At 45.3% G+C, this 20,827-nt stretch carries 16 protein-coding genes; 10 read left to right on the forward strand and 6 right to left on the reverse strand.

The features are described 5' to 3' along the window. Window positions 1-3: 3 nt before the first annotated feature. Window positions 4-432: a GNAT family N-acetyltransferase gene (locus LEP1GSC058_RS11170; RefSeq protein ID WP_016550862.1), complete on the reverse strand. Its 429-nt coding sequence runs from the start codon at window positions 430-432 to the stop codon at window positions 4-6. A gap of 136 nt (window positions 433-568) precedes the next feature. On the opposite strand from LEP1GSC058_RS11170, the gene LEP1GSC058_RS11175 reads away from it, so the two are divergent. The 8 genes from LEP1GSC058_RS11175 to LEP1GSC058_RS11210 all read left to right on the forward strand — a co-directional run bounded on the left by LEP1GSC058_RS11175 (window position 569) and on the right by LEP1GSC058_RS11210 (window position 12,199). Continuing rightward, window positions 569-922: a DoxX family protein gene (locus LEP1GSC058_RS11175; protein WP_016550083.1), complete on the forward strand. Its 354-nt coding sequence runs from the start codon at window positions 569-571 to the stop codon at window positions 920-922. A 364-nt stretch (window positions 923-1,286) separates the two neighbouring features. Then, window positions 1,287-2,171, forward strand: coding sequence for a tetratricopeptide repeat protein (locus tag LEP1GSC058_RS11180; protein ID WP_016550006.1), 885 nt, complete (start codon window positions 1,287-1,289; stop codon window positions 2,169-2,171). Window positions 2,172-2,211: 40 nt separating this feature from the next. Further along, entirely contained in the window at window positions 2,212-3,168 is a 957-nt protein-coding gene (gene dprA, locus LEP1GSC058_RS11185; protein WP_016549365.1) for a DNA-processing protein DprA, read from the forward strand. Window positions 3,169-3,180: 12 nt separating this feature from the next. Continuing rightward, window positions 3,181-4,683, forward strand: a complete 1,503-nt coding sequence (locus LEP1GSC058_RS11190; RefSeq protein ID WP_016550869.1) for an HTTM domain-containing protein — start codon at window positions 3,181-3,183, stop codon at window positions 4,681-4,683. A 337-nt stretch (window positions 4,684-5,020) separates the two neighbouring features. Next, window positions 5,021-10,810 carry a beta strand repeat-containing protein gene (locus LEP1GSC058_RS11195; protein WP_016550031.1) on the forward strand — a complete coding sequence of 1,930 codons (5,790 nt, stop codon included), beginning with the start codon at window positions 5,021-5,023 and terminating at the stop codon, window positions 10,808-10,810. Next, the gene (locus tag LEP1GSC058_RS20330; RefSeq protein WP_051133793.1) at window positions 10,807-11,184 is read left to right on the forward strand and encodes a Bor/Iss family lipoprotein; all 378 of its coding nucleotides are present in this window, start codon (window positions 10,807-10,809) and stop codon (window positions 11,182-11,184) included. Before LEP1GSC058_RS11195 ends, LEP1GSC058_RS20330 begins: the two co-directional genes overlap by 4 nt. After that, window positions 11,172-11,489 carry an LIC_10461 domain-containing protein gene (locus LEP1GSC058_RS11205; RefSeq protein WP_016550772.1) on the forward strand — a complete coding sequence of 106 codons (318 nt, stop codon included), beginning with the start codon at window positions 11,172-11,174 and terminating at the stop codon, window positions 11,487-11,489. Before LEP1GSC058_RS20330 ends, LEP1GSC058_RS11205 begins: the two co-directional genes overlap by 13 nt. A 122-nt stretch (window positions 11,490-11,611) precedes the next feature. Beyond that, window positions 11,612-12,199, forward strand: a complete 588-nt coding sequence (locus LEP1GSC058_RS11210; protein ID WP_016550534.1) for a DUF2179 domain-containing protein — start codon at window positions 11,612-11,614, stop codon at window positions 12,197-12,199. Between the two features lie 41 nt (window positions 12,200-12,240). Here the strand turns inward: LEP1GSC058_RS11210 and LEP1GSC058_RS11215 are convergent, their stop codons facing one another. Together LEP1GSC058_RS11215 and LEP1GSC058_RS11225 are read right to left on the reverse strand one after the other, a co-directional pair. Further along, entirely contained in the window at window positions 12,241-12,771 is a 531-nt protein-coding gene (locus LEP1GSC058_RS11215) for an SET domain-containing protein (protein ID WP_016549539.1), read from the reverse strand. Between the two features lie 400 nt (window positions 12,772-13,171). Then, window positions 13,172-13,744 carry a hypothetical protein gene (locus tag LEP1GSC058_RS11225; RefSeq protein WP_039948312.1) on the reverse strand — a complete coding sequence of 191 codons (573 nt, stop codon included), beginning with the start codon at window positions 13,742-13,744 and terminating at the stop codon, window positions 13,172-13,174. Window positions 13,745-14,169: 425 nt separating this feature from the next. Here LEP1GSC058_RS11225 and LEP1GSC058_RS11230 point away from each other — a divergent pair, with 425 nt between their 5' ends. After that, window positions 14,170-14,571, forward strand: coding sequence for a GreA/GreB family elongation factor (locus LEP1GSC058_RS11230; protein ID WP_016550142.1), 402 nt, complete (start codon window positions 14,170-14,172; stop codon window positions 14,569-14,571). Between the two features lie 80 nt (window positions 14,572-14,651). Here the strand turns inward: LEP1GSC058_RS11230 and LEP1GSC058_RS11235 are convergent, their stop codons facing one another. Next, complete coding sequence (locus tag LEP1GSC058_RS11235; RefSeq protein WP_016550972.1) at window positions 14,652-16,895, reverse strand: SulP family inorganic anion transporter; 2,244 nt, start codon at window positions 16,893-16,895, stop codon at window positions 14,652-14,654. A 159-nt stretch (window positions 16,896-17,054) separates the two neighbouring features. On the opposite strand from LEP1GSC058_RS11235, the gene msrA reads away from it, so the two are divergent. Then, entirely contained in the window at window positions 17,055-17,684 is a 630-nt protein-coding gene (gene msrA / locus LEP1GSC058_RS11240) for a peptide-methionine (S)-S-oxide reductase MsrA (RefSeq protein ID WP_016549689.1), read from the forward strand. A gap of 29 nt (window positions 17,685-17,713) precedes the next feature. Here msrA and LEP1GSC058_RS11245 read toward each other — a convergent pair whose 3' ends face one another. Then, on the reverse strand, window positions 17,714-19,627 hold the full coding sequence (locus LEP1GSC058_RS11245) for a PAS domain S-box protein (protein WP_016549766.1): 1,914 nt from the start codon (window positions 19,625-19,627) through the stop codon (window positions 17,714-17,716). Window positions 19,628-19,720: 93 nt separating this feature from the next. Next, window positions 19,721-20,782, reverse strand: coding sequence for a PAS domain S-box protein (locus LEP1GSC058_RS11250; protein ID WP_016549832.1), 1,062 nt, complete (start codon window positions 20,780-20,782; stop codon window positions 19,721-19,723). Between the last annotated feature and the right edge of the window lie 45 nt (window positions 20,783-20,827).

Consider the following 20,827-nt stretch of genomic DNA (forward strand, 5'->3'; position numbering starts at 1 on the left):
TCGTCACGACCACTCCATCATAATCGCATCATCTCCCGACGCGTAATAATCTTTTCTTCTTCCAATTTCCCTAAAGCCGAGAGACGAGTAAAGTTTTAAAGCGGCTCTATTAAAATCGGAAACTTCCAAAAATATCCGTTGGTATCCTAAACAAAGAGTTTGCAATGCAAGCTTTGCTTCTCCTTTTTGCCGTTGCGAAGGTAAGATTCCAATCCGCAATAACTCGGCTTCTTCGCCTAAATCCAAGAAAAACAGATAGCCGAACTCCTCTCGAAGCAACGCGGAATAAGATTTTATATGACCTTCTATCCCATCCTTCGACCAATAAGAATCGGGAAAGCAGAGCTTTTCTAACGTAAATAAATATTCGACGTCCGTTATATTAGCTTCTCTCCAGCCGGGAGAAAGAATCTTTTTTTTTCCGAATGGCAAACCGTTTTCTCCTTGCAGGCGTCAAAAATAGCAATATGAATTGACGGTCGCTTTCGGGAAGGATTTTCCCGTTGCTATCAAGCAAAGCAACGGTTGATTTTTTACGAATGCGCACTTTCTTAGGAGAATCTTATTTATGAAAACCGCAGGTAAGTACCTATATGCAATTCCCTTTTTGATCTTCGGGATCTTCCATCTGATCTATGCACCGGGAATGGCGGGATTAGTACCTTCTTACATACCGTTTCAAGTCGTTTGGGTTTATCTAACGGGTGTAGCAATGATAGCGGCTGCCGTAAGCATCTTCATCAATAAAAAAACGAAGCTCGCCACGACATTATTGGCGGTTCTGCTTGGCCTGTATATCGTCCTAATTCACTTAGGTCCGGCAGCCGGAGGAAACCAACAGGAAGTCGCCGCATTATTGAAAGACTTAGGATTGTTAGGCGGAGCTTTGGTGATTGCCAGCATCTCCAAAGATAACGATTAATCCGTCTGGATTTCCAATATGAAGGGAAAGGTGTGAACCTTCCCTTTTTATTTTCTAAATCGGGATTCAATTTAATTCATCTCATTGAACGATGATTCCGCCTGCGCAGAAACGTCGGCCCCACCCTGCTTGGGATTGGGGAGGCGGGCCTCGTGGGAGCGCTCGACGCTATATCACAATTATGGAAATCATGCAAGCTCTTTACGATCACCGATCATGTATGAGCTCCTACGATAAAAATAGCTCCACTTTAGCGGCGGATCGGATTTTCAAATTCGGAAAAGAAAATTCTTCCATCCTTCTTGATTTTCCATAGACCGATGAGAGGTTTCCTGGCACCGTATTCACTTACAATACGATGAGTATGAAAAAGATGAATTTGACCCTTCCCACCTTGCTTTCGGCTCTTCTCTTTTTAAGCTTGGTTTCCTCGTGTAAAAATTTAAGTAAATTCGCTTCCAAAAGCACATATAAGCCGCCTACGGTTGAGGATTTGGATGCTTGGAAACGACGCTTGGCGATGGACGAAGCGGAAATCATTGAGTTAGAAAAGAAAATCCGAGAACTCGCTTCCAAGACTCGATCGGCGGGCGCACTTAGCTGGAAAATCGCACAAGGCTATATGAAAATCGGAGATTATGATCTAGCCGCCAAATATTACAATCAGGCCCTCAAGGAAGAGTCAGACGGGAAAAAATCGGAAATCATAGGTGCGGATGTGCACTTCTTCGAGTCGGCGCTCCCATACTTTGACAGAGCTTTATTGCAAATGCCCGTTGACCAACAGCTTCTATTCGAAACGGGTCTTGCATATGCAAATGCTTCTAAAGATCGAGGTTGGGAACCGACGCGCAGACAATCTGCAATCGAAATTTTTCAGGCCTTAACTCGCCAAGATCCCCGCGATTCAAGATTTCCGTTTCAACTAGCTTTGATCTATTTCGATTCTTCCATGGTGGATTCCGCCTGGGAAGGAATCAGCGCGGGGTTTCATGACCAGGAAAAAGCATTCGCAATTTTGGATTCGATTCTGAAAAAAGAACCCAGGAACATACCTACAAGATTCGCAAAAGCCAATTTTTTATATAGACTCGGTCAATCCGAGGCGGCCAAAGACGAATACTTATATATTAAGTCCACATTAGAAAGCCTTAAAAAAGATGGATTCATCAAGGAAAGCTTGGAAGAGAACGATTCTTATCGAAATGTCCAAGAGGACTTGAAGAAATTAAACGCAAAGGAAAAATAATAATCTTCCGTATTAACGTATTCTATCGCGCGAATTACGAATGGATTTTCTAGCTTTAACTTCCCCTAAAATTTATTCGTTCGTAATCCGCTCTCGAATCCTTTCACTTTCTCTCTCGCAGAAAGGAGCGATCGAAACTCTTTTAAAAAGACTTCCGATAAGCTTACGAAAGGAAGCGGAAACGGATGCAAAATTATACCGATATTCTTTAGAAAAACTGAATTCTTTTATTATCAGCTATTATGATCCGATTTACCCTCGGTATCTTCGGGAAATTTACGACCCTCCTCCGAATTTGTTCTGTATCGGAGATCCATCCGTTTTGGAAAGAAATCTACTTGCAGTCGTAGGAACGCGATCCCCTTCCCCGGTAACTCGCTTAGCTTGCAAAAATTTAACATCCGTGATATCTTCGCGGGGTTATCAAGGGATCGTCTCAGGGTTAGCTCTGGGCGTCGATGCTTCCGCGATGGAACACGCTTTGGAAAATAATCTTTCCGTTCTCGGCGTGATGGGAACGGGGCCCGACCGGGAATATCCCGAGGAAAACAAAAATTTGTATCGGAAAATGAAAACGACCAAAGAAGCGCTTATCGTGACGGAATATCCGCCGGGATTTCAAATCAGAAAATATGCTTTTCCTCGGAGAAACAGAATCATTACCGGCATCAGCGATTCCTTATTAGTTATGGAGGCGCCTGAAAAAAGCGGAGCAATCTCATCCGCCCATAGCGCAGTGGCACAGAATAGAGAAGTTTACATCTTCAACCATCCGGCTCAGTTTTCCAATCAAGGCGGGAAAAAATTGTTATCCGACGGCGCGAATGAAATTCTTTTTCCCCTTTTCTCCGGGCAAAAAGAAAAGTTCTTTCATGCAAACGACATTTTACCTATTAATTTTCAAGACTTGCCGGAAACGCTGAGTCGCCTTGGAAAAGAGACGTTGGACGATAATTGGATTGATTTAGGAAATGGATTTCTGAGATCGGAAACATAGGCGCCGACACGAATGAAATCGAAGTCTTCATTGCTAAATACAATTCGAACGGAATTAGCAGGCGATTCGCCCGCATGGTCGGTCGGCCTATTTAGATTTTTTTTCGGAATCCTTCTTTCTTTCCTCGCACTAAGATATCTTGCTTATGGCTGGGTCGGAAAATATTTTTTGCAGCCCGAATTCCATTTCAAATATTATGGATTCTCTTGGGTACCCGTATTACCGAGCTGGCTATTATATCCTCTATTCTGGATATTGATTCTTGCCGGAATAGGAATCTCACTTGGAATTCTGTATAGAATTTGTCTTATCGTTTATCTGATCGGTTTTCTTTATTTCAATTTACTAGACGTATCCACATATCTAAATCACTATTACTTAGTGGCCCTCCTGCTCTGGATTATGATTTGGATTCCCGCGGATAGATGCTTATCCGTTTCCCATTTTTTAGAAACTTACAGAACTGGCCGTTGGGCTAATCCAAGTATTCGAAATTGGTCGCTTTGGCTTTTGCGCTTCCAGATCGGCTGTGTTTATTTTTTCGGAGGATTGGCTAAAATCGTTCCGGATTGGCTCTTTCAGGCCCAACCGTTAAGAATTTGGCTAATTCGAAATACCGATTTTCCGGTGTTAGGAAAGTTTTTCACATATCCGATCGCAGGTTACGTTTTCAGTTATGCCGGATTGTTATTCGACCTTTTGGTTCCCTTTCTGCTTTTAAAGCCGAATTTTCGGATATTGGCATATTGTCTGGTGCTTATTTTTCACGCGCTAACTTGGAAACTTTTTCCGATCGGAATGTTTCCTTGGATCATGTCACTCTCGGCCACTCTATTCTTTCCTCCGTCCTGGCCGTTAAAACTCAGAAACTTTTTAAAACGGAGAGGAATTTTTCCTTACGGCGAACTAAGAAATCTCTTTCAGGTAGCTTGGCAAAAATTGCCGGTTCGGTTTCGCTTTGATTCGGCGGGATTCTTTTTAAAAATTCTTCTTTTTTTGGAAAAACCGGATCTTTGGGGACGCAATCTATATTATAAATTCCCAAAGTATGATCCGAAAACGATTCATAAAATAGGAACGCTATTCTGGTCTTCTTACATTCTATTTCAAATTCTTTTCCCGTTAAGGCATTTTTTATACCCTGGAAACAACCTTTGGACAGAACAAGGATTCCGATTCGCATGGCATATTATGCTGATTCAAAAAAACGGAATCGCGTCGTTTCGAGTGGCAAATCTGAGAACGGGAGAAGTACATTTCGTTCTCCCCGAATCGCACCTCACCGAGTTTCAAAAGACCATGATGAGTACTCAACCGGATTTGATTCTACAATTCGCTCATTATTTAGGCGAAGCAGAAAAACGTAAAACCGGCGACGATGTCGCAGTCTATGCCGATATAACGGTTTCTTTAAACGGGAAAAAAAGCAAAACATTCATAGATCCGTTACGAGATCTTATGAAGGTGAAAGAAGGGTTCTCAAACAAAGATTGGATTCTCGCGGACGAAAAATAGATTTTATCGCCTAATTCAAAATTTTGGAAAAATATTCCGAAGTCAAAACTCCCAAAATTGACACACTTTCACGCCCCACGTTATTCGGTGCTTCGTAAAATTTTAATCTATCGAATTTCTTTTCAAAGAAACAAACCGATCACTACACTTAAGTGATACTCGACTTAAGAATGTATGTCTCATCAAAAGAATATAAGAGAAAAATAACCTAATTTTCTATTATAATCGTATAATCATTTTAATTTATTTTTTTCTGAAGTAGAATACTCCACTGAATCGTCCGATTAAATAATACCAAGGTATTAATTAGGGAGAAATTAATCCGAAGAGAGAAACGATGCACCGCATTTTTGAAAATACAAAGCATATATGCTTTCCAATTCTTTTATTTTTTCTCCTCGAAGGATGTGCCGCATGGCCTTTACTCACAGGCGCCGTCGGGTTAGCAGCCGGGAAAACGGGAAGCGGGCCTCTCTTTTTTGTACCAGGAAGTGCGAGTTCGCAGCCCGCCACCTTGGATAGGGTGGAAATCTCTTCTCCATCCACAAGCTTTGCCAAAACTACTACGATTCCTTTAAAAGCCACTGCGATATATTCGGATAATACGAATGCGGATATAACTGGCGATGCAAATTGGTCTTCTGCGGATTCGTCCGTGATTAAAATGCTTTCGGGAGGCAAAGCTCAAGGAATTCAAGTCGGCTCCACGGTAATAACGATCGAATACCAAGGTAAAACCGCTCAGATTCTACTCACCGTTACTGCCGCTCCGCTATCATCGTTAACGATAACTTGCACCGATCAAACTTCAAATCTTCCGAAGGGATCCTCGCGACAATGCGCGCTTACCGGTAATTTTGCGGATGGATCGACTCAGGATTTGACCCTCGACCCGAGCACTACTTGGAGCACCTCGAATTCTAACATCGCAACTGTCGACGCAAATGGATTGGTACAAGGAGTTGCGGTCGGCTCAACTTCGATTCGCGCAGGATACCAGGGACTTACCGCTACCTTGGCATTATCGATCAGCCAAGCATCCCTGGTTTCGATCTCGGTTACACCGACCAATCCATCACTACCGTTAGGCAAAACGCAGCAGTTTACTGCCACGGGAACGTATTCGGATAATTCCACTCAAAACATAACTTCACAAGTAACGTGGACATCCTCCGACACTTCCATAGCGACGATCGGAAATGCGGTCGGAAACAAAGGGTTTCTTTCCACTCAAGCCCGGGGAAGTGCGACGATTACGGCGGGCCTTGGTTCTATCAGCAATCAAACGCAGATTACCGTTACGGCAGCGCTCCTGGAGAGCATTTCGATTACCCCTGCAAATCCTTCTGTTGCGAAAGGTCGTACACTCAATCTCGCAGCTACCGGAATATTCACGGATGGCAGTAGCTCCACGATCACCACGCAGGTAACCTGGTCGAGCGATAACACCGGTATCGTCTCCGTCGATAACGGTTCCGGGCTGGAGGGTCGCGCAACCGCAGCGAATGTTGGAACCGCTAACGTTACTGCTGCAATCGGCGGAATTTCTTCAACCGTATCGTTTCAAGTAACCGCGGCAGTTTTGACTTCCATTCAAGTGACGCCGGATGACACGTCGATTCCAAGAGGGACTTCGACGAATGTACTTGCATTGGGAATTTATTCTGACGGCACTTCTCAAAATATCAGCGATCAGGTTTCCTGGACGACCTCCAATACTTCCACGTTGCAGCTGGGATCCCTAAATGGAGTTCCGAAAAAAGGAGTTCTTTCTCCGAATAACGGCGGCTTCGGCTCCGCCCGAATCACTGCCACTTTAGGTAGTATTAGCGGATACGCGGATATTACGGTTACGTCCGGCAGATTAATCTCGATTCAAGTGGATCCTACCAATCCGAGCATAGCCAAAGGACTTACTAAAAACTTTACTGCGACCGGAACCTATACCGATGCCACCACTCAAGATCTCACAACTCAGGTTACTTGGGCTTCTTCAAATACCGCTATTGCTACGATCAGCAACGCCTCCGGCACACAAGGAACTGCGACGGGATTATCGATCGGCAATTCGAATATCACGGCTATTCTTGGATCAGTAACATCTCCGACAAACACGTTGACGATCACGGCAGCAACCTTACAAAGCATCACCATCACCCCTTCCCTACCGAGCATACCTAAAGGAAGAAGCCAGAACTTAACCGCGACCGGAACTTATTCGGACGGAAGTACTTCGAACCTTACGACCCAGGTAACCTGGACTAGCTCGGATTCTTCGATCGCAGCAGTAGACAATACTAGCGGAAATCAAGGTAAGACTTCAGGCGTTTCACAAGGAAGCGTTTCGATCGGCGCTACAATCGGTTCCGTTTCGGGTACGATCACTTTCACAGTCACGAGCGCAGTATTGGATTCGATTCAAGTTTCCATAGACGATTCTTCGATCGCGAAAGGAACTTCGACTCAAGCTGAAGCGGTGGGAATTTACTCCGACGGAACTCATTCAAACATAAGCGATCAAGTCGTATGGACTTCTTCTCAAACCTCGATCGTTCAACTGGGCATTCTCTTATCAGGACCCAAAAAACAACTGAACTCTCCGAGCAGCGGCAGCCAAGGATCTTCGAGAATCACGGCTGCTTTGAATTCCATTAGCGGATATGCGGATCTTTCCGTCACCGCGCCGCGTTTAGTCTCGATTCAAGTGGATCCGACCAATCCGACGGTTGCGAAAGGTTTGACCAAGAACTTCACCGCAACCGGATCCTACACGGACGGTTCGGTACAAGATTTAACTTCGCAGGTTACTTGGCGTTCGTCAGACACGAGCATCGCGACAATCAGTAACGTTTCCGGTACGCAAGGAACTGCGACAACCTTGCAAACCGGAACTTCGAATATTACCGCCCAATCAGGATCCGTTCTATCATCGGTTAGCGTGCTCACCGTCGGGGCCGCGACTTTAGCAAGTATTACGATCGCTCCTTCTCCAACGTTAAGCATTTCAAAAGGTTTAACTCAGAATTTTACCGCAACGGGACATTACTCCGATAACTCCACTCAGGACATAACGACTCAAGTGACTTGGTCCTCTTTTGATCAAACAAAGGCAACCGTAAGTAATGCGGCCGGCAGTCAGGGAACATTAACCGCTTTGTTGGAAGGAAGCACGCAGATTTCCGCGACTCTAAATTCGATCCAAAGTTCCGACACGGCGGTCACAGTGACTGCCGCCGCACTTCAATCCATTCAAATTACGCCTGCAAACTCCAATCTCCCGAAAGGAAACACGACCGGATTTACCGCAAACGGAGTTTATTCGGATGGAACAACTTTGGATCTGACGAAGCAAGCCACTTGGACCTCATCCAATACCGGCTCAGTGACGATCAGCAATGCAAACGGAAGCCAAGGAACTGCAACTGCAGTATCGATAGGATCGTCCACGATTTCCGCGCAAGTCGGATCGGTAACCGGCTCGACAACTTTGACAGTGACGGCGGCTGTGCTTGTTTCCATTTCGGTCGCGCCGAACGGTTCATCCGTTTATACCGGAAATACGAAAAACTTTACCGCAACCGGAACCTACTCGGATTCAAGTACAAGCGATTTAACCGCTCAAGCGGTTTGGGCCTCGTCAGACACAAGTAAAGCTACGATTAGTAATGCAAACGGATCCCAAGGCAAGGTTACCGGAGTCGCAGCCGGAACGGTAACAATATCGGCGACATTCGGAAGCGTTAGCGGAAATACGTCTCTAACGGTTGTATATCTGGATACGACACCGCCGACCGTGTTAAACGCGGTTTCCCTCAGTCCGACAACTGTTCGAGTCACGTATTCGGAATCGGTGAATGCGACTCAAGCAACGACGACTTCCAATTATAGACTAGCATTGACCTCGGCAGTCAGCGGCTCTTGCTCTAATAATAGCAATTTTTCTTCGAGTTCGGCGATCAGTATCTCGTCGGTAAGCGGAACCGGATCCGTATATACGATTACATTATCAAGTTCGCAGGTTTCGGGAACAAGTTATACGTTAATCGTAAACAAATCCGGGGTTCAAGATTTGTCGGCGATCCCGAATTCTCTCGCTTGCCCGAATTACGGAGATTTTATAGGACAGGAACAACTCAAAGTCACCTCGGCCGCTTGCGCTTCAACCTCATCCGTCGTAATCAATTTTTCCAAACCGATTCTTTCGGGAAACAACATGTCCGGATCTGCGGAATGCAGTAGCACGACGGAATGCGCCAACCGCTATAAATTCGTCGGAACGACTGATCTTGGATCGATTTCTTCCGCAAAAATTCTAGATGGGACGGTATGTAACGGAACTCCGGCAGATTCCGCGAAAGTTTGCGTGACTCACGCACTACTCCAAACCGGAGCTCAATATACGATCATCGCCGCCAATGCAGTCGACGGAGACGGCTTCGATAATAGCGCTTGGGGATCCATACGCGACGCGGGAAATTCCGAAAACGTTCAAGCCTCGCCGAGAGATAGGGCCACCTTCTCAGGCTGCGGAACGTCTCCGGTGAATTTTTCGGACGGACCGGTATCCATAGATCCGAACGGATCCACCTTCGGTTATTTAGCCGATTTTAACAGTAAGATTTATACCGGACCGAATAACGGCGGGAACGGCGCATTAAGATTTGCTTATGACGGTTCGGGTCCCGAATCGGTTCAATTTACGTTCGCGCAAGATACCGTTGTTCAAAACGCTAGTACGGGAGATAACCCGAGGACTAGTACGAATTCCGCGACGAGTCGGGAAAATAGTATTGCCGTTCCTCCTTACGTAACCTTGGGACATTCGGGATGCACTGTAAACGACGCGACTCTTACAAACGGATGCGGGCCGGATAACGAAAGCGGTCGCGGTGTATTTACGACCGGTACTTTGAGCGGGTCGTCTTACATCTTTATCGCCGCAGCGAGAACCGCGCCGGACGGCAACGGAAACTATTATTTCGATTACTTATACTATTCTTCGGATACTTCCTCCAACCTCGGATTTAAGTACATCGATATGTCGACGATTACGGGAACCGTGACAGCCGGTACTTCCGCAATTACGGTTCAAAACGACCGAGTCTTCCCCGGATTTGCAAAACCGAATTATAACGGAACTTCGGGCTTTAATGCACCGGATTTCGGTTTTATAAGTTTTAATTCCGCAGATTCCGGTACCGGATTTTGTACGGCGGGTTCCAATTGCGACGCCTACGATGGAAGCAAAGGTAGAAGGATCCGGATTGATTATATGCCGTATTTCGGCGGAGCCTCGAGTTCCGGGGGAAATAATGCCAGTCCGAACTGGGCCTACTATATAGGAGTCGATTCTCTCTTCGTGTTTAATAACCGTATTTATGCGGCAAACGGCGGTCTAAACGCCGTCGGCCATAACGGATCTATAATACGTTCCAATACTGCGGATCCGACAACGGCCTGTTCCGCACACGATACATGTGCAAACTGGACGGAAATCGGCCCCAGAACGAATAGCAAATGGCATAATGGAACTACAAATAATTGGTTTTCCTTGGAACTCGGTAAATTCTACGATCTGATTCCGGCCGATCGCGCATTCGCGCAGTTCGCGGAATTTAACGGGAATCTTTACGTAACTCGCACCATCTGCGTCCAAGGAACTCAAGCTACGGGCTTTAGAACCAGTCCTGGTACGGTCGCAGGCTGCACCGATGGAACGGAAGACAATCGTAAGGCGCAGCTTTGGAAATGTGATCCTACGATAACAGGAAGCACGACCGATTGCGATTCGGGAGATTGGACTGTGGTGGCGGACGACGGATCGGGTATTACGAATTTTGGAGATTCTACCAACCGTACGATTACAATGGTGGCCAAGAACGGTTCTTACTTATACGTAGGATACGATAACCCGTCTGGAGCCCGAATCTATCGGACGAATACGACAAATCCGGGCAGTTCTTCCTCCTCCTGGACTCAAGTGGGAGGAAACGGATTAACGGATTCTACAAACGTCGTACAGATATTTTCCGCAGTATCCGTACCGGTCGGGGGCCTTAATTACCTTTATGTAAGCGTCGGTAAGAACAACACGCCGGTCCGCGTCTATAGGCAGCAGAATCAATGATCATTCGGGGGTGCAAAAGGTTCGGCTTCACCTGGCTAATGATTTCCCTTTTGGGATTTTGCAGACATGCGATGGTCGTTTATCCGCCGATGACTCCGGACGCTTGCATCACTTCAATCACCTCGCGGGATTGTAAGAAAGCTCTCGAACTCAGAAATTCCAGCCAGAATCAAGCCGGAGAGACGCATAGGATTGTCCATGACTATTACTTTTTCGGAATCTATCCGGGTGCCCGGGTCCTTGACACCGCTAAATTTTGTCCGAGGGGTCCCAAATTGGTCCACCAATACACAAGTTTTTGGAACGGGGTATGGGAACAGCTAAGCTTTACCATATATTCACCTCAGACATTGGAGATAGAATGTTATCCTTAAAATACTTTCTTTGTTTGTTCGCCGGCGCGGCGCTTCTTTATAACTGCCATTCCACGATCCTGGTTCACAAGGAAACTGGATCGCCGCCGGCCTCCTTGACTAAAGACCCGCCCGAACCCGACCGGAAATTTCGCCAGGCAAGTTTCGTATTCGGAATTTACCCTTCTGGATCCGCGACGGAAGTATCTTGCCCGAACTCTCAGCCGGAAGTCCGAATGGTGACTGGATTTCTGGATTCGATAATTCATTTTCTGATCGGACCGTTTTATACGACCAAGACCGTCGAAGTGCGCTGTAAAAAATAACCGAATTCTCTGCATCGCCGGATAAGAGAACGAAGTCGAGAAAATGCTCGAGGAAGTTTCCCGGACTTTCTCTTTAGAATTGTACTGGCATAACCGTCCGAATTCCATTTTAATAGAAAGCCATGCCACCTTGGGCTTTCGAATATCTGATCCTCCCTCTTTGCATCTATTTTGCCCGCGTTACCGACGTAAGTATCGGAACTGTCCGAATCATATTGATTTCCCGAGAAAAGAAGGCTTTGGCGGCAGTCCTCGGTTTTGTAGAAGTTCTCCTCTGGCTAATCGTGATAACGCAAATCATACGGAATCTCAGCAATGCGCTCTGTTACATTGCGTATGCGGGGGGATTTGCCACAGGGACGTATCTGGGCATGGTAGTAGAGGAAAAACTGGCAATTGGACATTCACTACTCCGGATCATCGTTACTGGGACCGGTGAGAAAATCGTGGAAAAACTTACGGAATCCGGTTTTCGGACCACTCGGTTAGATGCGCAAGGAGCCAGGGGGCCTGTAACGGTAATTCTCTCCTTCTTACGCAGAAAGGAGGTTCCTTTTGTTTTAGAGATATTGAGACAAACCGCTCCAGGAGCGTTCTATACGATCGAGAATGCACGTAAGACCAGCGATCCAGGGATTTGGAAGGAAGAACCGGGAGGCGAATTCTTAGCCAGCCTCCTATGGCGAAGGCAATCCAGAATCAGAAAGTAAATGCCCGGGAGGAATTTAACCCGGGCAAAACGCAAGACCGATTAAGCCGGGACTTTTACCAGGAACTTTTTAATTTCTTTGTGCATGAACGCCGGGAAGTTCAGATGATACTCTGGCAGCAGTAATTTCCAGTCGTCCTTGCGAATGAATTTTCTGCAAGCTACGGCTCCGCAGCGACATTCGAAGGTCTGGTCAAAGTTCACGACGAAATTTGCGTAGTCGATGGTAAGTTCTTCTCCCGGTCTAATGTCCCGCTTAGCGATGATATTGTCGTTCTGATCATACCACATATTCGGGTCACAAGAATGGTTCATGAAGTTGGAATGGTTAATGACGAACTGGGGTCCGGTGGGACCGGTTACGAGGCCAAAATCGACATCATATCCGTATTTCATGAAGATTTCCTTCTCAGATTCGGGTAAGTCTTCCGCCTCGGTAACGGTCAGTACTTTCCAGCCGAACTCTTCATCCTCGATCCACTCGCTATAGCTGAAAAGGAGAGTCCCTGAAGCTATAGGCGACGAGGCGAAAATTCCGTTTTCCCCGAATTTGTTCGTGCGTCTTTCGATCATGCAAGATCAACCTGCTCTTCCCCCGGAAGGGGGCAAAATTTTAATCAGTCAAGACCGGGATCGAAAAAAGTTCAATTAAAAATATGAAATACCCCCCGCCTAGAAGAGGAAAAAGAGATTTCTTCTTTTCTAAGAAGGCATACAGAGCCGAAAGTCGGCTCCAAAAAAAATAAAGAGCCCTGAAGGAACGGAAAAACTCTCGATGCTCGGACCGAATCGGCAAGAGCCTCCGTCCTTGGGTCCAAAAATAAAATTATGAGAGATGGAACGAGCGAGAGGACGCGTCTTTGGTTCTCAAGGCCCACAAAAATAATCAGCAAGATTTAAATGAGAGCGCATCTGTCAAGCTCGGCCCCGCCGAATTTCAAGGAAGCTCCTTCTCTTTTTCTTCCTGAAACCCTCATTCCAAGCGGAGCGAGGAAAGAACCTCGCTGGTCCACTCGATTGGAGAAGAAAAATTCTCCGCCTTTTTCAGAAGGCGAAGTTTTCCGAACCCGACTTCGGCGACAAGGGAAGAGAGCTCGAACAAAGAAGTACGTCCGCTCGCTTCCGAGAGATGAGAGGGATCTCTTCCGAACTCGATAAAACAAGTGAGTGGAAAGGAATTTTCCCAATCTTTTTCCAGACCTTCCAATTGATCGGAAAAATCTTTACCTTTAGCATCCGTCTTTAACCGAGTGGCATTCAAAATTACCGGCAGGACTCTCGGAACGGTCTGTCCTAGTTTTCCTTTCTTGACTTCCTTGCAAAATGCTTCGGCTTGCGCCAACGACTCGGCAAACCCTAGCAAGATCGGAACGGAAGGTCGTGAAAAATCGGAAAGAAGCTTTCCTAATTTTAACCCGTCCTCCACACTCAGACTTCCCTTAGGCAGAATTAAGACGGGCTGCACACTTCTTTCGACGAGGCGGGTTAACCACCTGAATAAGAATAAAGGTCGTCGCTTATCGAACGAGAATAAGGTAAGTAACATGGTTCGAACCTCTTCTACCAATACCTACTTTTCCGTATAGTATTATCCCTCGTTCACGGACAAAAACCGAGCGAGCCTCCTCCCTCAATCTTTTATTCGAACGAATGCTCGTTAAAAAAGAAACTCGTTTTAGCCTTCATGGCTGGTCTTGCTCTAAACGACAATTCTCCCATTGTTTAAGGCTATTTAAAGATAGGGAAAAAAGGCGATATATATTAGAATTTATTAATATATATGCGAACCGGCCCCCTCGCATTCGACTCGAATCTATCTTACGATGTAAAAGCCGAGCATTTGCTATGTCTCATTCTCACTCGTTTAAGTGAGTAAATATATAAAAAATTAAAAATGCTTGAAGCGTATCCGCACGCTCTTAGATTTCGAACTTAACTTTTCCATACTGCTACCGGGGGGTGAAACGTTCTATGACCGCGAAACGGCTTGTAACTAAACCTGATCATCAAAAAATCCTTTCTACTTTAGAGAGTCCGGAGCTCGCTCACCCAGTTCCTCCCTACTTCATTCAAAGTTTAAAAAAAGAACTCTCTAAGGCCAAAAAACTGGATCCTAGAGAAATCCCCCAAGATTTGATTACGATGAATTCGAAATTTGTTCTTCGGGACCTAGGAAACGCCGAGGCCTTTCAATTTACGCTCGTCTATCCCGAAGATTCGGAGGATCATACGCCCTCTAACGGAAAAATCTCAGTGCTTTCCCCGTATGGAAGCGCCGTTTTAGGAGCGAGAGTAGGGGAAGTCGTTCGCTGGCTGGTCAATGGAAATGAAAAATATTTGCGGGTGCAGGAGCTCCTTTTTCAACCCCAGTAAGCTCTTTCCGTAACAATCGACTCGAAACTTACTCGATTGACTGTATGAACCCCCCGCATAAAATCACACTTATTGCGATTTTATCGGAGCTGATCCTGTTCGATATCGTACAATCCGCCTAATTCTTTTCTGAGCCGGGTTTCGTATTCTACTTCCTTCAAATTCCCCGTGCTAAGATCGTACACCCAACCGTGAATTCGAGGGAAACCGTATTTCTTCAAAGCCGACTGAACAAGACTTGTCTTGTATAAATTGATCACTTGCTCGGCTACATTCAATTCGATTAATTTTCTTTCTCGTTCCTTTTCTCCTAACGCGTCCAGCTCGTAACGATGTTTTAAATAAATATCTTTAATATGGGTAATCCAATTATCGATAAGCCCCGTAGACCTACCCATCAAAGCGGCCTTTACACCGCCGCATTCATAATGTCCGCATACGATGATATGCTTTATATTTAAAACCTCGATCGCATACTGCACCACACTAAATAAGCTAATATCGTCCACCGAAACTATATTTGCGATATTCCTAGTAGTAAAAATCATTCCAGGATCTGTCTTAGTAATAACATCGATAGGAACCCTCGAGTCGCTGCATCCGATAAAAAGGATTTGCGGTGTTTGTCCTTCGGCGAGTTTAGTAAAGAATCCGGGATCCTGATCCATCCTTTCTTTGACCCATTCTTGATTATTGTCCAACAACCTACGATAAGAACGGTCCATTTCCTCCTTAAGGTCCTGCATATCATTGTTCATATTCGGAATGCCTCCTAGAATCACTGAAATATTCTTACGCACCGACTTGTTACGAAATTCATGAATTAGTTCCGAAACGTCTTGATCTATATGTAATGTGCGACTTCCGTCGATTTCCAACGTAATGCCTTCCGGTTGTTGTTCCAATACTTCCCGGATCCTCGCCTTATGGAAAAACCCCAAATTTTCTCCCAACACGATTCTTCTGAATTTTCCATGATCTTCGATTCTAATCACCGCAGTTCGGTGATCCTCGTACAAGACGAAAACTAACGAAAGGATAATTCCGCAAAATGTTCCGATCAGAAGATCGCTGAATAAGGTTGCGATCACGGTTCCTAGAAAAGGTATCCATTGAGAAATTCTACGGGAGAAGAACGTTCGAAAAATTTTCGGCTTCGCTAACTTGATTCCTGTCACAACTAAAATTGCGGCGAGCGAAGCCAAAGGAATCCGATTCATCAAATTCGGAAGCAGCAGTACGCTCAGCGCGATTAAAACGCCGTGCAAAATAACGGACACCTTCGACTTAGCGCCCGAAGTTATATTTACCGATCCTCGAACGATCACGCTAGTTAAGGGAATGCCGCCCACCAATCCGCACGCGATGTTTCCGACACCTTGGGCGAATAATTCCCTGGACATCGGCGTCTTTTTGCCTTCCTCGTTCAAGCGGTCGATAATCTCGACACAAAGCAAAGATTCGACGGAAGCAGCTAAAGCGATCATCAGCCCCAAATTCCAAACGTTCGGATTTCTCCACGCGGAAAAATTCGGAAATCTAAGCTGATCCAGCAAGTCGGAGGGATTTTTTAAAATCGGAAGTTGAACTAAGTGATCTTTTCCTAATGCGAATTCCGGGCTAAACCGTTCTAAACATAAGTTCAAGAGCACACCTGTCCCGATAGCGATCAGGGAGGCAGGTAGAAACCTGAATTTTTGAGCTATTTTTTTCTCCCAAAGCACGTACGCGGCCAAAGAAAGAAAACCTATAACGAATACGTTGCTTCGAAAATTTAAGAAAGAGTGGAGTAAAACGGTAAACGTATTTTTTTCGTTCGGCTCATGACTATCTTGATAAGATTCATTAATATCCTGACTCGTTAAGCCGAATTCTTCCACTCCGAATTCTTCGATATCATAACCCATTAAGTGAGGGAATTGCTTGATGATAAGAATAATTCCGACCGCTGCAAGCATTCCCGTAATTACTGCAGAGGGAAAGTAAGCGGCGAGTTTTCCCGACCGAAATATTCCTAAACTAATTTGGATTCCACCTGCGATCATAAGGGACAATAGAAACGTTTCAAAGCTTCCTAAAGCGTTGATTCCGGACAAAACAATTCCTGTCAAACTTGCCGTGGGACCCGAAACGCTAAAAGAAGAGCGACTTAAACTGCCGACAACGATTCCGCCGACGAAACCGCTGATGATTCCGGAAAAAAGAGGAGCGCCCGATGCGTGCGCGATCCCCAAACAAAGTGGAATTGCAACTAGAAATACCGCCAGCCCGGCAGGAGCGTCGAAGAGAATATTCTTCCGAAATGCATTTATCTGGGATTGCATCGATTGGCAGTTCTGTAAAAAAACGGAATTATAATTCCGTAAACGCGTTCAAGTGTAACAAATAAAGAAAACATTTCGAACCGTTAAGTGAGCGCTAATTATTTCCGGGCTTCGTAAAAAGCCAGGATTTTTTATACGACTAAGCAAGGAGATCAATCCATGAAATTTCGAATCGTTCGAACGATGTTTCATTTATATCTGGTTATAACAGTACCGTTAGTCTTCTTTCCTGCGGATTTTCACGCAAAGGAAGGAGAAAAATTAGAAACGGCGATATTTGCCGGAGGTTGTTTTTGGTGTATGGAAGGACCTTTCGAAAAACTTCCCGGCGTAATTTCAGTCGTATCGGGATATTCGGGCGGGAAGGAGAAAAATCCTACTTATGAAGACGTAGGCTACGGCAGAACTGGTCACCGAGAATCGGTATTAATCACCTATGATCCGAAAAAAATAAAATATGAAACCTTACTAGATACGTTTTGGCAACAAATCGATCCGACCGACAACGGCGGTCAGTTTGCCGACAGAGGATCCCAATATCGGACTGCAATATTCTATAAAAATGATATTCAAAAAAAATTAGCGACCGCATCAAAGCAGGCCTTGATCTCTTCCGGAAAATTTTCCAAGCCGATCGTAGTCGAATTACTACCGGCCGGGGAATTTTATAACGCCGAAGAATATCACCAGGATTATTATAAAAAGAATCCGGAGCATTACAAATCCTACAGAAAAGGATCGGGACGAGAGGAATACCTTAAGAAAACTTGGGGGCAAACAGGAACCTAAACGTTCGATAGGGAACGAAGTCCGGGAATTCAAATAGGTGTTTTACAATCGATCGGAAGTTCGAAGTAAAAGCAGGAAGACTTGCCGGATTTTTCCGCGAGTCCGATGCTCCCGTGATGGCTTTCCACAATCTTTTTACTGATGGCCAATCCGAGTCCCGTTCCGTGAGATTTCTTGTCGGTAAAGAAAGCGTCGAATATCGCGCTTCTGATAAATTCCGGAACGCCCGGACCGTTATCCCAGACTTCGAATCGAATTTTTTCCACGATACCCGATTGTCCTTTGATGCCCCGGACATCTACTCCCAGTAATTTGTTCTCCGGTAATTCGGTGCAAAGGGCATCCTTTGCGTTGATTAACAAATTGAGTAAGACTTGTTTAATTTTCTGGCTTTGACATACGATAAAAGGTAGGGGTTCCCGTGCATGTTCCTCCTCAACTGTGATTTTCTCGATCTGCAAAAGAGGCTCCGCCAAAGCCAAGGCGTCGTCACGAAGGCTATACGGATCGACCCGCTCGAAGCTTGTCCCGTCTCCCTTCGCATATAATAATAAATCCTTAACAAGCCTGGATAAATGATCCGTCGCTGCCGAAATGATCTCCACGTATTTCAACAGTTTATGATCGACTAACGATTTTGCCAATAGATTGGAGTAACCTAGAACGATCGTAAGAGGGTTATTGATCTCGTGAATCATTGCGGCTGCAATGAGTCCGATCGATTCTAATTTTTGGCTCCTACGTAAAATCGATTCGTAAGAATCTTTCTCCGTCTCGATCATTTTCCGCTCGGTTTGATCCAGTAAGAAACCCTCCAAGTAACCGAGATTCTGGGAGTGCGCAAATACCCTCAGGGTTCCGTAAAAAGGAGAGCCGTCTTTCTTTACAAGTCTCACTTCCTCCCCTTGTATTTTTCCGGTTTCGGTTAACTTCCCGTTAAGAACGTTTCTCTGATCCCGATCCGCCAAAATATCGCTTACGCGGATCTGTGCGGAAGAAGAATCGGGATCGTAACCCAGCATTTTGAAGAAAGTCGGATTACCGTAGATGACTTGCCGATTATAAACCGCAAAAATACCTTCTAACGCATTATCCAATAAGGATCGAAGTCGCTCGGTGGTTACTCGTAAGGTTCGCTGCATTTCCATCTGTTCGGTTACGTCTTTCAGAATGGAGACGTATGAAATGATCTTACCCGAGGAATCCTTTGTCGAAGAAATCGTCTGATCGCAATGGAACAAATCGCCGTTTTTCTTTCTATTGACTATGGTCGCTCGAAAAATTTCCCCTTTCAAAATCGTTCCCCATAAACGCTCGTAAAAAACCGGATCTTGTAATCCGGATTTTAATCGATTCGGCGAGCAGCCTCGGATCTCGTCTAGACTATATCCTGTAAATTTCTCGAACGCCGGATTTATGAATTCGATATCTCCATCCGGGTTTGTGATGAAAATCGCATCGGCGGTATCGTTTACGGCAGTCGCCAATTGAAGATTATGCGATTGTATCTTTTTGCTATTCGTTTCATCGGAGAAAGAAAGTAGAATGCATGATATTTGTCCGCTACCGGTTTTAATGGTGTCGAATTTCGAAGACGCCGAAAACGAATCTCCGGATGCGGTAACAATTTCCAAATTGGAGAAACTACCCCCTTCTTCTCCCAGAATTTTCTCCAGAAAATTTTCCTTTGTAAATGGAACGCCGGTTTCCGGAACGATCGTCCAAGGACATTCATAGAAATAGCATCCGATTAGATCGTTCGACGAGTCCCCCAACCAGTATAGGGCTTTCGTATTCGCAAACGTGATTCTCCCGTTTCCATCTAAGAGAAAAATCGCTTCTTGTAGTAAATTAAGAGTTTGGTAGTACAAATTCTCCGTGGGCGCCGCCTTTCCTTTAGTGGAAGAATCTTCGCTTGGAGCCATTCCACCGAATAAGGTCATCAATAATTTCCTAGCACTGAAAATGACATTTTATCAGTATAATCGAGAATTACGAAGAAATATTGTCCCTCAAGGACCAAAATCTAAAGAAAACTAGTCTCCCAAAAGACGGAACAAATAAATCGTCAATCTTTGCAATTTGTCGCGTTCCGGCCCGGGAATGTCTTTTTCAAGATCTATTGTTTTTCGGTATATCGACTTAAGGTGATTTTTCATCGTTCCTTGGTGTATACCGAGTTCTTCACAAACTAGACTCTTATCTTTTCCGGAGGCGATGCCGGCACATATTTCGGTTTCTTTTCGAGTAAGTTTGGTTTTTTCGCGCAGCATCCTAACCAAAGCCTCTTTGTCCAAACCTTCGTATCTGCGAAATATATCCGGAGGAGAAATCGGTTCCGTCCCGATTTCTACGGATCCTCGCAATTTTACCAAGCCTCCCGCCTCATTATTGGAAAGAATCATACTGAGGAAGCTTGAGATCCTTCCTTCTTCGTCCTGAATCGGGGAAATGACCTGATTCCATTGTACATACTTTCCGGCATGGTTTCGATTTAGAAAGCTGCCATGGAACTCTTTTCCACTCAGAATCTTTTCCCAAAATTCATCATAGAATTCCCGGGAAGTTTGGCCGGACTGAAAGATTTTAGGAGTCTTCCCGACCAATTCGTTCTCGCTAAATCCGGAAATCGTTTCGAATTGTCGATTTACTGCCAGAATAATGCCGTTCTTGTCCGTTAAGAACATCGCATTGCGGGATTGTCTGAATGCTCCGTAAATCGCCTCGTTGCGAATCGAAGTGCTAGTGGATCCGGCTTTTAAGAAAAGAAAGAAAGAGAGTCGTTTCTGGGAGTTGGGCAATAAAGGAGCGATCTGTAATACGGGAATTTCTTCGCCGCCTTTTTTACGAAGATATACATAGCCGCGCCATTCCCCTTCCCGTAAAGCCGATGGGAAGACTTCAGACGCGATATAGGCACGATCCGTATCGGAGAAAAAATCCGAGAGTTTCTTTCCGAAGAATACATCGCCCGAGTGAAGTCCTAAAATTTCCAGTCCTTTGCCGCTTATATGCACAATTTGGCCCTGCATGTCGCAGATCAGTAGGATGTCAGGTAAGGTCTCGTATTTTAGAACGTATTCCTTTAAATCTTCCAATCGCTCGATCCTTCTAGCTCCCGCCAGGCTGCGGGAAACTATATT

Source organism: Leptospira fainei serovar Hurstbridge str. BUT 6, assembly GCF_000306235.2.
Lineage (GTDB): Bacteria > Spirochaetota > Leptospiria > Leptospirales > Leptospiraceae > Leptospira_B > Leptospira_B fainei.